This window comes from Acinetobacter sp. WCHA55, assembly GCF_002165305.2.
GTDB lineage: Bacteria > Pseudomonadota > Gammaproteobacteria > Pseudomonadales > Moraxellaceae > Acinetobacter.
Map to the genome: position 1 here is coordinate 2,216,762 of NZ_CP032286.1, position 14,030 is coordinate 2,230,791.

General features: G+C 40.4%; 13 protein-coding genes and 2 pseudogenes. 7 read left to right on the forward strand and 8 right to left on the reverse strand.

The window, feature by feature from the left end:
• Positions 1-64: 64 nt before the first annotated feature.
• The 3 genes from dnaQ (at position 65) to nudC (ending at position 4,026) form a co-directional block, all read left to right on the forward strand.
• Complete coding sequence (dnaQ, locus tag CDG62_RS13530) at positions 65-1,480, forward strand: DNA polymerase III subunit epsilon (protein WP_087528731.1); 1,416 nt, start codon at positions 65-67, stop codon at positions 1,478-1,480.
• A 126-nt stretch (positions 1,481-1,606) separates the two neighbouring features.
• A complete protein-coding gene (locus CDG62_RS13535) occupies positions 1,607-3,250 on the forward strand; it encodes a chemotaxis protein (protein WP_087528732.1) in 1,644 nt (547 codons plus the stop codon).
• Positions 3,250-4,026 (forward strand): NAD(+) diphosphatase, encoded by a 777-nt coding sequence (gene nudC / locus CDG62_RS13540; protein ID WP_087528733.1) that lies wholly within the window; start codon positions 3,250-3,252, stop codon positions 4,024-4,026. The genes CDG62_RS13535 and nudC overlap by 1 nt, the downstream gene beginning before the upstream one ends.
• A 41-nt stretch (positions 4,027-4,067) precedes the next feature.
• Here nudC and CDG62_RS13545 read toward each other — a convergent pair whose 3' ends face one another.
• The 3 genes from CDG62_RS13545 to CDG62_RS13555 are packed head-to-tail and all read right to left on the reverse strand — an operon-like array spanning position 4,068 to position 6,093.
• Complete coding sequence (locus CDG62_RS13545; RefSeq protein WP_087528734.1) at positions 4,068-4,952, reverse strand: alpha/beta hydrolase; 885 nt, start codon at positions 4,950-4,952, stop codon at positions 4,068-4,070.
• Positions 4,942-5,625 (reverse strand): BON domain-containing protein, encoded by a 684-nt coding sequence (locus CDG62_RS13550; RefSeq protein WP_087528735.1) that lies wholly within the window; start codon positions 5,623-5,625, stop codon positions 4,942-4,944. The genes CDG62_RS13545 and CDG62_RS13550 overlap by 11 nt, the downstream gene beginning before the upstream one ends.
• 60 nt (positions 5,626-5,685) lie before the next feature.
• Entirely contained in the window at positions 5,686-6,093 is a 408-nt protein-coding gene (locus CDG62_RS13555) for a YraN family protein (protein WP_087528736.1), read from the reverse strand.
• 327 nt (positions 6,094-6,420) lie between these two features.
• On the opposite strand from CDG62_RS13555, the gene rsmI reads away from it, so the two are divergent.
• The gene (gene rsmI, locus CDG62_RS13560) at positions 6,421-7,266 is read left to right on the forward strand and encodes a 16S rRNA (cytidine(1402)-2'-O)-methyltransferase (protein WP_087528737.1); all 846 of its coding nucleotides are present in this window, start codon (positions 6,421-6,423) and stop codon (positions 7,264-7,266) included.
• 201 nt (positions 7,267-7,467) lie between these two features.
• Here rsmI and CDG62_RS13565 read toward each other — a convergent pair whose 3' ends face one another.
• The 3 genes from CDG62_RS13565 to surE form a co-directional block, all read right to left on the reverse strand.
• Positions 7,468-8,397, reverse strand: coding sequence for a LysR family transcriptional regulator (locus CDG62_RS13565; protein ID WP_087528738.1), 930 nt, complete (start codon positions 8,395-8,397; stop codon positions 7,468-7,470).
• A 95-nt stretch (positions 8,398-8,492) separates the two neighbouring features.
• Entirely contained in the window at positions 8,493-9,311 is an 819-nt protein-coding gene (locus tag CDG62_RS13570) for a peptidoglycan DD-metalloendopeptidase family protein (RefSeq protein ID WP_004980810.1), read from the reverse strand.
• 153 nt (positions 9,312-9,464) lie between these two features.
• Positions 9,465-10,235, reverse strand: coding sequence for a 5'/3'-nucleotidase SurE (surE, locus tag CDG62_RS13575; RefSeq protein ID WP_087528739.1), 771 nt, complete (start codon positions 10,233-10,235; stop codon positions 9,465-9,467).
• A gap of 154 nt (positions 10,236-10,389) precedes the next feature.
• Between surE and CDG62_RS13580 the strand changes: the two genes are divergently transcribed.
• Both CDG62_RS13580 and CDG62_RS19795 read left to right on the forward strand, forming a co-directional pair.
• Entirely contained in the window at positions 10,390-11,607 is a 1,218-nt protein-coding gene (locus CDG62_RS13580) for a tyrosine-type recombinase/integrase (protein ID WP_087528740.1), read from the forward strand.
• A 14-nt stretch (positions 11,608-11,621) separates the two neighbouring features.
• Positions 11,622-11,768: pseudogene (locus CDG62_RS19795) on the forward strand (antitoxin HicB); the annotation flags it as partial.
• A gap of 230 nt (positions 11,769-11,998) precedes the next feature.
• Here the strand turns inward: CDG62_RS19795 and CDG62_RS13595 are convergent.
• A complete protein-coding gene (locus tag CDG62_RS13595; protein WP_162904037.1) occupies positions 11,999-12,424 on the reverse strand; it encodes a type I secretion C-terminal target domain-containing protein in 426 nt (141 codons plus the stop codon).
• 41 nt (positions 12,425-12,465) lie between these two features.
• On the opposite strand from CDG62_RS13595, the gene CDG62_RS13600 reads away from it, so the two are divergent.
• Positions 12,466-13,398, forward strand: a complete 933-nt coding sequence (locus tag CDG62_RS13600) for an IS5 family transposase (protein ID WP_087528927.1) — start codon at positions 12,466-12,468, stop codon at positions 13,396-13,398.
• A gap of 52 nt (positions 13,399-13,450) precedes the next feature.
• Here the strand turns inward: CDG62_RS13600 and CDG62_RS13605 are convergent.
• Positions 13,451-13,840: pseudogene (locus tag CDG62_RS13605) on the reverse strand (hypothetical protein); the annotation flags it as partial.
• Positions 13,841-14,030: the final 190 nt, after the last annotated feature.

Sequence of the window (14,030 nt, forward strand, 5' to 3'; positions counted from 1 at the left end):
TAGTGCATTTGCGTTATACAATGGTGCCCGCTTAGTTTTAATTTTCAGTTTACGGAAGTTGTGTATGTCACAAACAATTACCCTGTATGTCGATGGTGCTTGTCGCGGGAACCCCGGTCTTGGGGGATGGGGCGCGTACATTATTACAGAAACTGAAGAACATAAACTGTGTGGCGGTGAGGACAACACCACCAATAACCGAATGGAACTCACCGCGGCCATTGAAGGTATTCTTTTTTGCCCGACCGACGCGAAGTTGGTTGTCTGGACGGATTCGACCTATGTCAAACGTGGCATTACCGAGTGGATTAAAGGTTGGAAAAAGAAAAACTGGAAAGACGTTAAAAATCCAGATTTATGGAAAAAACTCGACTCAGCCTGTCAAGGCCGTGATATCGACTGGCACTGGGTCAAAGGCCATGCAGGTCATGAAGGTAACGAAATGGCAGATCAATTGGCAAACCTCGGTGCCGATCAAACACAGGCTCAACTTCATCAGTCTAAAACAGCGTCAACAGAACCTTTGGTAGATAAAAAAAAAGTTGAACCAGATTGGTTGTTAAACGACCCTTTTGGTTTGGGTTTTGATGACGAAGAAGAAACAGAAGACAGCGAAGGTTTAGACGAAAGCGAAGCACGTCAAGAGCCGAGTTTAGTGGCTGAACCAGAACTTGATACAACGGTGCTTTCTACTGAACAAATGCCTGAAGTTGCAGCAAGTGTCGATTTAACACAACTTAAACAACATCCGCAAATTGTGATTACTCCACGTAAGGTTGAAGTCTTTGGGCCTCGACAGCTCATCCTCGATACAGAGACCACCGGTTTCTATTATCAAGATGGCGATCGCATTATTGAGGTTGGTGCGATTGAAATGGTGAATCGAAAGCTCACAGGTAGCTCTATTCATATCTACATTAATCCGAAAAAACCTGTGGGCGACTCTGAAAATGTTCACGGTATCTCTGATGACTTTTTAAAAGATAAACCTCTGTATCAAGAGATTGCCGACACCTTATTTGCCTATCTCAAAGGTGCGGAAATCATTGCGCATAATGCAAGCTTCGATATGAATTTCTTAGACATGGAGTTCAAGCGTGCAGGATTTGTTGCACTTTCTGAAGTTTGTGCAGTGACAGATACTCTCGCGATGGCAAAATCTAAGCATCCAGGACAAAAAAACTCACTCGATGCTTTAGTCCGCCGTTACGAAATTCCACAGCGTGACCGTACTTTCCACGGGGCCTTACTGGATGCTGAAATTCTAGCCGATGTTTACTTGGCTATGACGGGTGGTCAGGTTTCCTTTGATATGGATGCCTTGTCGCATAGTGAACAACAAAATGGACAAAGTCAGCGTCAAGCACTGGATATTGAACTGGCAGTAATTTACCCTTCTACAGAAGAACTTGAAGCACATGAGACTTGGGTCAAACAATACCAAGAAAAACATGGCACACCCTGCCTTTTTGCCAAATAAATTCTAAAGTTTTTGTTAACTTTTGTATTACAAGATTTTTCAGTTAGGCTATAGTGATAAACAAGTTGCTATGCCTTCTTTGGGCCGCATATAAACACGATAAAACACTAGGATAGGTGCAGATCAATGTCTTACCAAACCTCTATTCATTTTGATCCAACAGCGCTGCTGATAATAAAAAATGAAGTGGATAATTCCATTAAGCTAGTTGAATCAGCTGTGAGCACCTTAGCAGAAGATCAGACTTTACCTTTTGGGATTGACGATGCATTAAACCAATTTGAGCAATGCGCTCAAGTGCTTGCATTGATTGATATGTCAAACTTGGCCAAAATTGCTGAATATTCCGCAGAACTTATGCGCAAGATCATGGGTAACCCTTCACAGATCAATACCCAAGATGTAATTGCACTCAGCGAAGGTACGACCATGCTGAAGCGCTATATTGAGTTCATTTGCTTAAGAGAAGTGAAAATTCCACAGTTCTTGTTGGATACCTTAAACCGTCTTGAAATTGCATTAGCAAAGCCGTTAACGCAAGAAGGTCAGCATATCGAGTCCTTACTAGACTGTATCACACCAGATTTCAGCCTCCCTCAAGCGCCAAGTCTTGAAAAATCTCAATATGTCCACCGCCTGTACAAGCTGTCTTTAAGTCAAATGCTGAAACAAGAAGAAAGCGAACTTGATTTACAAGCAATAAAATTGGTGGGAACTTATTTAGCGGGTCTAGCAGAACAAACGCCGAGTAAACAGTATTGGAACTTGGTCTATGTTGCACTTAATCAAATTGAACAATTGCTCATTAATGAACCACGTTTACGCACTCTGATTAGCATAGAACGTAACATTGCACAGTTCTTTACTGCGCCTGAACGTTTCAAAGCCAGCCTCACAGATCTTGCCAACATTCTCAGCCTGTGTATCAGCCAAGAAGATGAAGTGTCTCAACACATCCGTGGCAAACTCAATATTGGCGATGACTTACTCACAGATACGCAACTGCAAGTTTTTAGTCGTCATCTGTATGGGCCTGATTTCGACACGATGCATACCATTAGTGATTTGGTGACCACTGAAATGTCACAAATTCGCAATGACATTGAGTACAACTATCAAGACATGACGCCTGAGAAGACCCAAGAACTCCAAGCAAAACTGGTCGATTTGGCGAACATCTTCAAAGTGTTGAACTTAAATGAAGCGTACAATGACTTAAATCGTCAAGCAGCATCACTTAGTCAAGCAGATATGCTGAAAGATGAAGGTTTTGCGCAGCAGTTGATGAACGTGATCTTATCAGCAATGAACTCTATTGGAGTGCTAGAACGTCACCATACTTCAAGCCGACTACAGCTTCGTGTTAATAACATGAATATTTCACTAGACCGTTTAGATGAAGCCCATACTGCATTATTGACAGAGGCTAAAACTTCTATTGACTTAAGTAGTCAAGCGTTGGCGCAATATCAGCAAGAGCAAGATTTAGCTACTCTTGAGAATACTCCTGCGCAACTACGTGAAGTTGCGGGCGCATTGTTGTTCTTAGGCGCTGAAAATGGTCAAACCGCCCTGAATATTTCAGCAGATTTTGTTCAACAACAAATCACGGCTGAAACTGCGCTCACTGCTGCTCAAGTGAATCATGTGCTTGATGCACTCGCAAGTGCAGATATGCTGATTGATAACTTAAAAAACAAACAGCCTGTATTACACAGTATGTTTGATGTAGCATTGAACAGTAGCCAAAAACTAAAGACTGTTGCCTAATGTCAGAACTTTCACTTGCATATATTTTCCACCAACAACAACTGTTGGTGGACCATAACTTTCAATTGCCTCGTGTAGAGAAGCTAGCAAGTGATTTAAGTTTTCACTCGGGTGATCAAGTGATCGCCCGAGACCTGTTAGACAATGAGCCGATTCCTGAAGGCTTAGAACTCATCCCAATTCGCCAGTTGCTTCCACTCTGGAGCACTAAACAATTCGAACAGGCCAGCCGAGCTATTCAACTGTTAGAATGGCGTCGTAATCATAAGTTTTGTAGTCATTGCGGGCACGCCACAGAAATGCATGCCAGCGAATATGCCATGATTTGCCCTGCCTGCGGTTATCATCAGTATCCACGGGTACAACCCTGCGTCATCACCGTCATTACACGAGGTGAAGACGAAATTCTGTTGGCAAAAAATGCGCGTAATACCCGCAGCAATATGTATGGTTTGATTGCAGGCTTTGTTGAAGTCGGTGAAACTTTAGAAGAAGCGGTACGCCGCGAAACCTTGGAAGAGGTCGGCATTCAAGTTAAAAATGTTCAATACTTGGCGAGTCAGCCTTGGCCATTCCCAAGTAACTTAATGATTGCATTTAAAGCAGAATATGATTCGGGTGAGCTTTGCTTACAAGAAGAAGAAATCAGTGATGCTCAATTCTTTAAATTTGATCAATTACCTGAAATTCCGTTCAAAGGCAGCATTGCACATGCTATGATCATGCATGCGACAGAAGGCACAACGGTCGCAGATGATACACGTGAGTGGCTGTAAGCTCACTCACCATATCTACAACAAAGCCCTTTAAAACCCAATTATTGCTTAAGTGCATCCTCAAGCGCCTGCATAATTTTTTGCTTGGTCGTGAAGTAACGACTAAACAAACTCGACACTGAACCAATCATTGAAATATGACCAATGCGCGGCACCGTCCAAAGTTGACTGTAGTTGCCTTTTTCTTTCAACCTACGATCTAAATCAACGGCATTGCTCAACCCGACAACATCATCATTCTCTGCAACCAACAGATAATGTTTCACCGTATTCGACTCGACGAAATAATATGGCATCACTTCTTGATAAGGTCTGTTCTGGTCAAAAGCATCTGCACAAATTGGATCGCCTTTATAATCGAAATGATAAGGTCCTGCCAAACCAATAATGGCGGTAATTTGACTACGGCATTGTATTTCATATGGCTTCGGATGATAGAGCGCAGACATCACATTAAACGCACCTGCGGAATGTCCCATCAACACCACTTTTTCAGTCGAAATTTGATATTTAATCTGATGCACATTGAGATAATTTAAAGCCAAGCTTAGATCATCAATAGAGGCAGGAAAAATATGCTCAGGCGCCAAGTGATAGTTAATCACAGCTACATCAAAGCCTTCTTTGGCAAAAGCCTCACCAATGAAGCGATAGTCTTTCTTATCACCATGCATCCACGCACCACCATGCACAAAAACAATTAGTGGACGATGCTCACGTGGCGTTTGTGTGCGGAACAAATCCAAACGATGTCGCGCACGCAAACCATAGGCCACATTTTCTTGAACTAAATAGCCTTTACGCGGCGTTAAACGGTTTAGGGCATAGCTACCGACATCATAAATACGAAAGTCACGATAGAGTAATCTTGCATACTCTACCGAACGATTCAGTCTTTGAACGAAAGGCTGAAGCTTATTGAACATTAGTTGGCTCAACTTGGTCTGGGTCTATCGCTACAGGTGTTTGTTCTGTAGGTACAGCATTCATCATAGGTGATGCAAATGCATTGTTTGTTTGTGATTGTTGTTCAATGTTATCAACTAAGGTAATAATTTTAGTGACATTACCCACTTGTTGTAATACTTGGTTTAAGTCCGTAATTTCAGCAGTATTTAAACGCCCCATCACGTACAACACACCATCTTCGGTGTGAATACGAACTTTCGCATCTGAAACAACAGCAGCTTTCATGATCAAGCCACGGGTATTTGCCGTAACTGAGGTGTCTTGCATGATGGTGCTATAACTAATTTGGTTTCCGACTGTAATGTAGTTATGCACGGTTTTAACATCCGACATCGCACGTACATTGTCTTCAGCCAACTGACGTAGGTGTTGATCGGGCACTTGTCCTGTTAATAAGACATTTCCATGAAAACTTTCAATATTGACACGTGACTGTTTAAAACGACTGTCCAATTTATATAAGTTAATTTTTGCAGTACGCTCAATTGAAGAGTCGATGAAAACTTGTCCTAATGAACGCGCACCACTCTCTGTTCCTACAGCAGCTGTCCCTGTTCCACCCGAAATGAAACTTGCACATCCAGATAAACTTGCGACACATAATACGGTCATTGCAATACGATTGAACACTCAGCAAGACTCCTCAACTTTTCAAACTATTTTAATTCAGCATTTCAGCTTTGATTTTGTTCAAAGATTAATAAAGTCTTGATCAAAAGTAAAAGCATTTTCTATCCATTGCTGATCATAAGTGAATTTTGAAAAATCTTGCTGTATGGTTTTTGCAATTTCTTTAAAAAAATCAAAACAAATCACATCAAAGCGGCAATAATATTGCTGGAAATGTGGATGATCTTGTAAAAATAACATGGCCGTTTTTGCTATTTTGCGTTGTTTTGAATAGGAAATTGTTTCAGCAGCCTGTGCAAAACGCGTTTTTGAGCGCGCTTTGACCTCAACAAAAACCAATTCCTGCCCCTTTTGTACAATCAGATCAATTTCACCAAAGCGCGAATGATAATTTGACTGCACATAAACATACCCCTGTTCTTCTAACACAGCCAAAGCTTGCTGCTCTGCCCATTGTCCCAGTTTCATCACTTTATCTTCCCTACTTCGTTTTTATTTTTAAATCAGCGCATTTCGAAAAGCTCAATATCCATCAAAAATCTCACGCCTTGATGTTTAAAAACACTGCTGTGAGTCTCTCGAACCAATCAATTCATTTCATTCTACGTTTTAAAGCTTTCTTAGCGCTTAGATTTTAGCCGAATGTCTTACTGACTCCTGCAAATAGATCGCCGACTACATTCTAGCTCACGCCATGACGGACAATTCAGGTAGAATGCTTATGCGGAATTGGTCGAATGCATCCAAGCATAACCCAACCCCATCATTTTATTATTTTGCAGCGCGGAGAGCCCCATGAGTGCCCAGTTATTTGTAGTCGCAACCCCTATTGGGCACTTAGATGACATGACATACCGCGCAATTGATGTATTAAAATCAGTCAAAGTCATTGCAGCTGAGGATACACGAACCTCAGCACAATTACTGAAACACTTTAATATTCAAACACCGCTCACTGCGTGCCACGATCATAACGAAAGCAACAAAATTGATACTCTCATTCAGCGTTTGTTGAAAGGTGAAGATATGGCGCTTATTAGTGATGCAGGAACACCCCTTATCAGTGATCCAGGCTTTAAACTGGTTCGTGCCGCACAAGAGCATAATATCCGTGTAATTCCTGTTCCTGGCGCCTGTGCTGCCATTGCTGCTTTAAGCTCAGTGGGCTTACCAAGTGATCGTTTCAGCTTTGAAGGTTTTTTGTCTTCTAAACAAACCCAACGACTGGCAAGTTTGGAAAAACTCAAAGACGAAACGCAAACCCTGATTTTTTATGAAGCACCACATCGTATTTTAGATAGTGTCAGTGACATGGCCAAAGTCTTTGGTGCTGACCGCCCTGTCGGTTTTGCCCGTGAAATTACCAAAACCTTTGAAACCATTAAGAAGATGACTTTAGGAGAGTTGGTTGAATTTATTGCAAACGATCATCATCAACAAAAAGGTGAGATTGTGCTAGTTGTCGGTGGTGCGACTAGTGAAAAAGATATGACGCAAGAAAAACTCGACCAGCTTTTAACACGTCTCTTACAAGATTTGTCGGTGAAGGCTGCATCACAGTTAGCGGCTGATTTGACAGGAATTAAAAAGAAAATTGCATACCAACGCGCTTTAGAACTAACGCAAGATCAGGCTGAATAGGCTTCGATAGCTTGAAAAAAAGTATTGCTATTTTTTGAAAAAATAAAGAGCAGCAGATTTAAGTGCTTTGGCCTTTCTCTGCTGCTCTCAATATTAAGCGGATCCATGTGAACCGCTTAACTCAGATTATGTAGTTATATCATTTAAAATTTATAAGCATGTGTATGGGTTGACTGACCGTCAGTTACAATCTCTATCGAATTAGCTTGCTTCTTGGTAAATACGACCGCCGGGTAGTTGGCAAAAGTATTGTTTCAATGCATCCAAACAACGATGGATCTTCATCGGCTGTTGTTCATGCTTTGAAATGATGGCATATAGCGTAAAGTTAGGGAGCTTCCACTCTGGAAGAACTTCCACTAAAGAACCGTTAAGCAATTCTTTTTGCACATCCAAATATAAAATACGTGCAACCCCATGCCCATGTTGGCATAAAGTCTTCGTCACTAAAATATTATTACTGGTTACTCTTGATTTCATCTCAAGTTTAACCGCGTCACCTGTCACCACATTTTTAAAATCAAAATCATGATTATTTTTCATAATCGTAATCGGAATAAGATCATGATTTTTCAAATCTTCAGGTCGTGAAATTGGTGCAGACTGATTCAAATAGCTCGGTGAAGCAACCAAAATCTGTTCGACGCGCGCCAATGGCACCACATGTACGCTTTGATCGTCAACTGTTGGGCTCATTCTTAAAGCAATATCAATTCGCCCATTCATCAAATCTACATAATGATTATCTGCCTCAATATGAATAGATAATCCGCGATGAGCAGACATCCAATGTGACAAAGCAGGAATCACATGATTAGCACCTAACTCTGGCGTAGTGGCGATTCTCAGCTCACCCACAAGATCATCGCGCAATTCATTGATACGTATTTTGCCACGTTCAGCAGCGGCGAGCATTTCTTGACAGCTGTGGAAAAAAGCCTGGCCTGCTTCAGTTAAATTCAACTTTCTTGTTGAGCGATGTAAAAGAACAACTTCCATCTCTTGCTCTAAAGAACGAATTTGCTGACTCACAGCACTTGTAGTGATGCCTAACTCACGCGCGGCACCACTAAATGAACTTTTTTCGACAACACAAGCAAAAACACCCATTGCCCGTAGTTGATCTAACATAAAATTCTCTCTGGATTCATGAGAAGTTTTCATCTATTTGATAAAAACAACTCATTGTATTATACGGTGAATTTTTTGCGTTGCATCCAGATTTTTTAATTTAATGGTAAAACTATAGTCGGATTGATTGGCTTGCCATCTAAGCGTACTTGGAACTCCAACATGGTACGCGTTGCACCTGTTGATCCCATTTCCGCAATTTTCTGTCCTGCCGTCACATTTTGACCGCTCTTCACATTCATCGCACTGTTGTGTGCATATGCTGTGATATAACCGTCAATATGCTTAACCAAAATTAAGTTTCCATATTCTTTCAATCCGTCTGCTGCATACACCACTTGACCATCTGCTGCTGCATAAATTGGATCACCTTGGTTACCAGCGTAGCGAATACCTTTTACATTATTTGCTAAATTATAACCTTGCAAAACAGCGCCATTACTTGGTTTTACCCAGCGTAAAGTTGAACTTTTCGAGCTCGCAACAGGTGCGGTCGGTACTTTAGCAGGAGTTGTTGTAGTTGTGGTGGTCGTATTTTGACTCGGGAGACCAACATTTTGACGTTGAATTGGAGCGGTTTGTGTAATAGGTTGCGTCGTGGTTGTACGTGGGCTACCCGAACCTTTTAAACGTAATGACTGTCCCACATAAATACGATACGGCGCAGCGATATCATTCATGTCCGCAACCGATATATAACTCAGCCCATAACGAGTTGCAATACCGCTCAGCGTGTCGCCTGAACGAACTGTATAATAGTCTGGTGCTTTCGCAAAACGTGTTGCATTGTTAACCTGTGGTTTAGAAGCACAACCACTCAAAATAACAGTTGAAACTACAGCAGTAGATAACACGACAGTTTTCAGCAGTGCTGTAGGAATTGCAATGAAACGAATTTGAGACAACACAGACATTTATCTTACTCTCTAAAAATACAAAAAATAATCAGTTTAATTTGCGCTAAGATTAGCAAAAAAGTATATGAAAATAGTATCTCTGCACGTATTTTCACAAAGTTATAACAAACTGCTGAAAACATTCCTTGTATTGCTCAGCTGCAGCGACTTTTAAACACTTATTTGCCCTTGTAATGCATGCAAAACTTCATAGTTGGTTGCATCCATCTGAATAGGCGTAATACTGACAAAGCCATTCGCCACGGCGAAAAAGTCTGACTCTACCTCATCATAGCCTCTTTTCGGTTCTGCCACTGCTTCACCTGCAAGCCCAATCCAGTACACTTGACGACCACGTGGGTCAACATGACTAGTAATCGGCTTAGACTGACGACGACGTCCTTGATAAGTAATTTTAGCACCTTGTAATTCAGCGACATCGGGAATATTTATATTCAAAATATGGCGTGGTGGCAGTTCAGGCAAACCTTGCTTCACAAAGTCATGCACCCACTGTGCAGCATGATGATAATCTTCTGGGCGGTTGTACGAACGCACTTCTGGCCCAGCCAATGATACCGCAATAGCTGGTTGCTTCATGAGTCGACCTTCAAAAGCTGCACCCACTGTTCCTGAGTACAGCACATCATCCCCCAAATTTGCCCCGCTATTGATACCACTAACAACAAGGTCAAATTCAAAGTCAAACAAACCATTCATGGACAAATAGACACAGTCTGCGGGTGTTCCATTGACTGCCCACATGTCGGGTGCAATTTCGATTGGGCGTAAGGGGCGATCTAAAGTCAAAGCACTGGAAAAACCACTACGTTCACTTTCAGGTGCTACAATCACCACGCGACCTAATGGACGTAGAGCATGTGCGAGCGCTTGAATACCTGGTGCAAAAACACCATCGTCATTAGCTATTAAAATATTCACAATAATCTTCTTAAATCTACATTAATCTAAAAATATTTAAAAAACCTTTATTTAGACTTAAATTTAATCTACTTTAGTCTGTATTAGTTCGCACTAATCTGTCAAAAAAACGGGGACTTTTGCGGGTAACTTATTTAACTGAACGGGTAACTCAATGCTATCAGATACTAAAATAAAATCACTAAAGTCTAAAGAAAAAGTATATAGAGTGCTTGATGCAGAAAGGTTATACATTGAAGTTAGACCCACTGGCAAGAAAATCTGGCGATTCAAATATACATTAAATGGGAAGGAAGGAACGATCAGTTTTGGTGAATATCCTATTGTCTCACTTGCAGAGGCCCGCAAAAAGAAAGATGAAGCTAGGGCCTTGCTAAAAGACGATATAAACCCTGTTGATGAAAAAAAGAAAAAGAAGGCCGAATCTGTTACAGCCTCATCCAATACTTTTAAAGCTATAGCAGAAGAATATGTTTTAGAACAAATGAAATATCGAGGCGAGGACTATGTTGAACAATTCAAACGATCCATGGAGAAAGATATCTACAAAATTATTGGCCACAAACCCGTTAAGAATGTTAATTCCTCAGATGTTTTAACCATCATGAAAGACACAATAGTTAGGGTAAAAAAACTAGGTCACTATGGTACAGGTGAAGCAGCTGCCAATCAAAATCGAAGATTCATCAGTTTAGTAATGAAATATGCAATTGTTACTCAAAGAGCCGACAATGATCCAACCTATGCCGTAAGAAGCGCTATAGAATCTCCAGAAATAGAACACGCTCGTCCCTTAGAAAAAGATGAACGCATAAAACTGAGAACTAGGCTGGAACTATATGGAGGTACAACAACGGTCAGAAACGCTTGCTTAGCAATGATGTACTCCATGTTGCGTGCTTCAGAGGTTAGACGTATGCAATGGTCATTTGTTGATTTTGACACCCGTGTAATTGAGTTTCCCAAAGCCTCAAGACGCCGAAAACAAGAGCGCAGCAATAAAAAGAACCATATACATCTGGTCCCAATGTCTGATCAGTTATTCGCGTTATTGAAAGAACAATATGAAATCTCTCAAAACCAAACATATGTTTTTTCTGCACCTTTTAAAAAAGATGCAATGCTGGCAAGAACAACACTAAATAGAGCTTTGGTTTTTATTGGATTGCCCGAGGTAACCACACATGATTTTAGGGCAACGGCGTCAACCTTGTTAAATGAACAAGGATATAAACAGGACTGGATTGATAAGCAGTTGGCACATGTTGAAGAAAACAAGACAAGAGCTACATACAACCATGCTAAATATTTAAGTGACCGTAGAAAAATGCTACAAGATTGGGCAAACATTGTTGACAGTTGGAATGCATAAAATTTGAATGTTAGACTGCAGAAGATAATGAGTATGTCGGTCTATGTGCCGAATTTCCATCACTGTCTTGGCTTGATGCAGAACAATCTAAAGCATACTCAGGAATTGTTGATCTTGTTGGTAAAGTTGTAGCTGATATGATCAACAATAATGAAAAATAGCCTATACCGCTTTCAGAAAAAAAGTATAGTGGGCGGTTTCCTGTTGGTGCTCCATCAATGGTTCATCAAAAACCAACCCTTGAAGTTACGGAGTGTGGTGTAAGTATGAATCTTTTGGTGTTAGAAAAACTGGCTAGGATCAAACTTCTAAATTTAAAAAACCCCTGCCTACGCAAGGGTTTCTCTTTTCTGAAAAAATTAAAATTTATAAAAATACGAACATCAAGCTATCAATACATAACAGCCTGATTTATTAGTAGATCCTGTACAGACAGGTATTCAGACTGATTTGTTAAAACTAAAATATCTTTAGAATTACCATTTAAATCAGTTCGGACACTTACTGTATTTGTTTTAAGATCAGCATCGTAAGAAACACCTAGATAATCCTGAATATTTGATGAGTTCACATGATTACTGTCTAAGAACTCTGATAAATCCAATTTATCCTCGGTTACCTTGAAGTCACTTACATAGTCCACCAAAGTTTCTCCAGAAGAATTCTGGATTAACTTCAGAATATCCTGACCACCATTTAAAACAAATAACTCACTCACAGTGGCGTCACTTGTAAATGTATTATTACTGGTGTCTCCAGATACGACAGTATCAACCTCATCTTCAGCATTTAATGGTCTACTGAGGCTTTGTTGCACAAAGCTGTTCTTAAGGGCTTCTTCAGCAATATAATTTCCAAATGAAGAAGCCTACACACAAAATCTACCGCACAACCAATTGGCCCGCATATAACCGAGCTCTCATTAATCGTGGGAATATTGCCATTTGGTTCGATCCAAAAACACAATGGTATGCAGAACCTCAAGGCAAACAAGGTCGAAGTCAAACCTACTCCGACATAGCGATTCAATGCTGTTTGATGATCAAATCTCTATTTAGACTTACTTTACGCATGGTCACTGGCTTTGTTCAAAGCTTAATTAAACTTTGTGGATTAGATTGGACAGCACCAGATTACAGTACGCTTTGTAGAAGACAAAAGCATATTGATATTGCAATTAGTTATCAGAAAAACAGTGATGGGCTTCATCTACTCGTAGACTCTACTGGCTTAAAGTTTTTGGGCGAAGGTGAATGGAAACGTAAAAAGCATCAGTCTGAATATCGTCGCCAATGGTGTAAACTTCATATTGGTATAGATGCTAGAACCCTGCAAATACGAGCCGTTCAGCTCACGACCAACAATGTAAGTGATTCACAGGTGCTTGGGGATTTACTCAATCAGATTCCATTGGATGAGCAGATTGACTCCGTATATACCGATGGCGCTTATGACACCAAGCAATGCCGACAGGTCATTGCAGATCGGCAAGCACATGCAGTGATTCCACCTAGAAAAAATGCCAAGCCTTGGAAAGATAAAAAAGTTCATTCGCTAGAGCGAAATGAATTACTTCGCACTGTTAAACGTTTAGGCAGGACACTATGGAAAAAATGGTCGGGCTACCATCAGCGAAGTCTGGTTGAAACCAAGATGCACTGCATCAAATTATTAGGCGATAAACTCAGTGCTAGGAACTTTCAAAGCCAAGTCAACGAGGTACATGCTCGTATAGCCATTTTAAATAGATTTACAGAATTAGGCCGACCTCATACCCAAGTTGTCACTTAAATTTGAGCAACTTAGGAAAGCTCTATCTTTAAGGGCTTTATGCAACAAAGCCAATTAAATTTAAAAAAATATAGGGATATGGATCGACAGGTGCGTGACCATGACCACCGTATTGACAATAATCCATTTGATCCAACTGATTTTCAATCATTTTTGGTGATTACTTCATGTTGTTGCAAACTTTTAATCACTTCATATTCAAGATCAGTCACTTCCCTCTTTTTAGACTTTAACAGTGAATGAACATACTGAATTCGGTATTTGGTTAAGTCTGCTTGGCATATATAACTTTGAGGCGACCATTCTGAAAAATCATGTGAAATTTCTTCAGTAATAGGTTTTCGTATTGGCCCATAGGAATAAGGTTTTTAATGAGGAATTTCTGTCCACAAACTAAACATTCATGACATTGATTTTTTCGCTCATGCTCATCCTCTTTTATATATAAGTTTTAGAGGGAGATAAACATCATCGAACAAATTTCAAACTAATCTTAATTTTTCACCACCACTCAGAGTAGCCCTTCATTAAGATTTTTCTAGACAGTAGCCATGAATAAAAAAATGCCACAGATATAATCATAATTCTGTGTCTTAAATAAGGCTAAACAAGTTCATATCATCAGGCTAAAA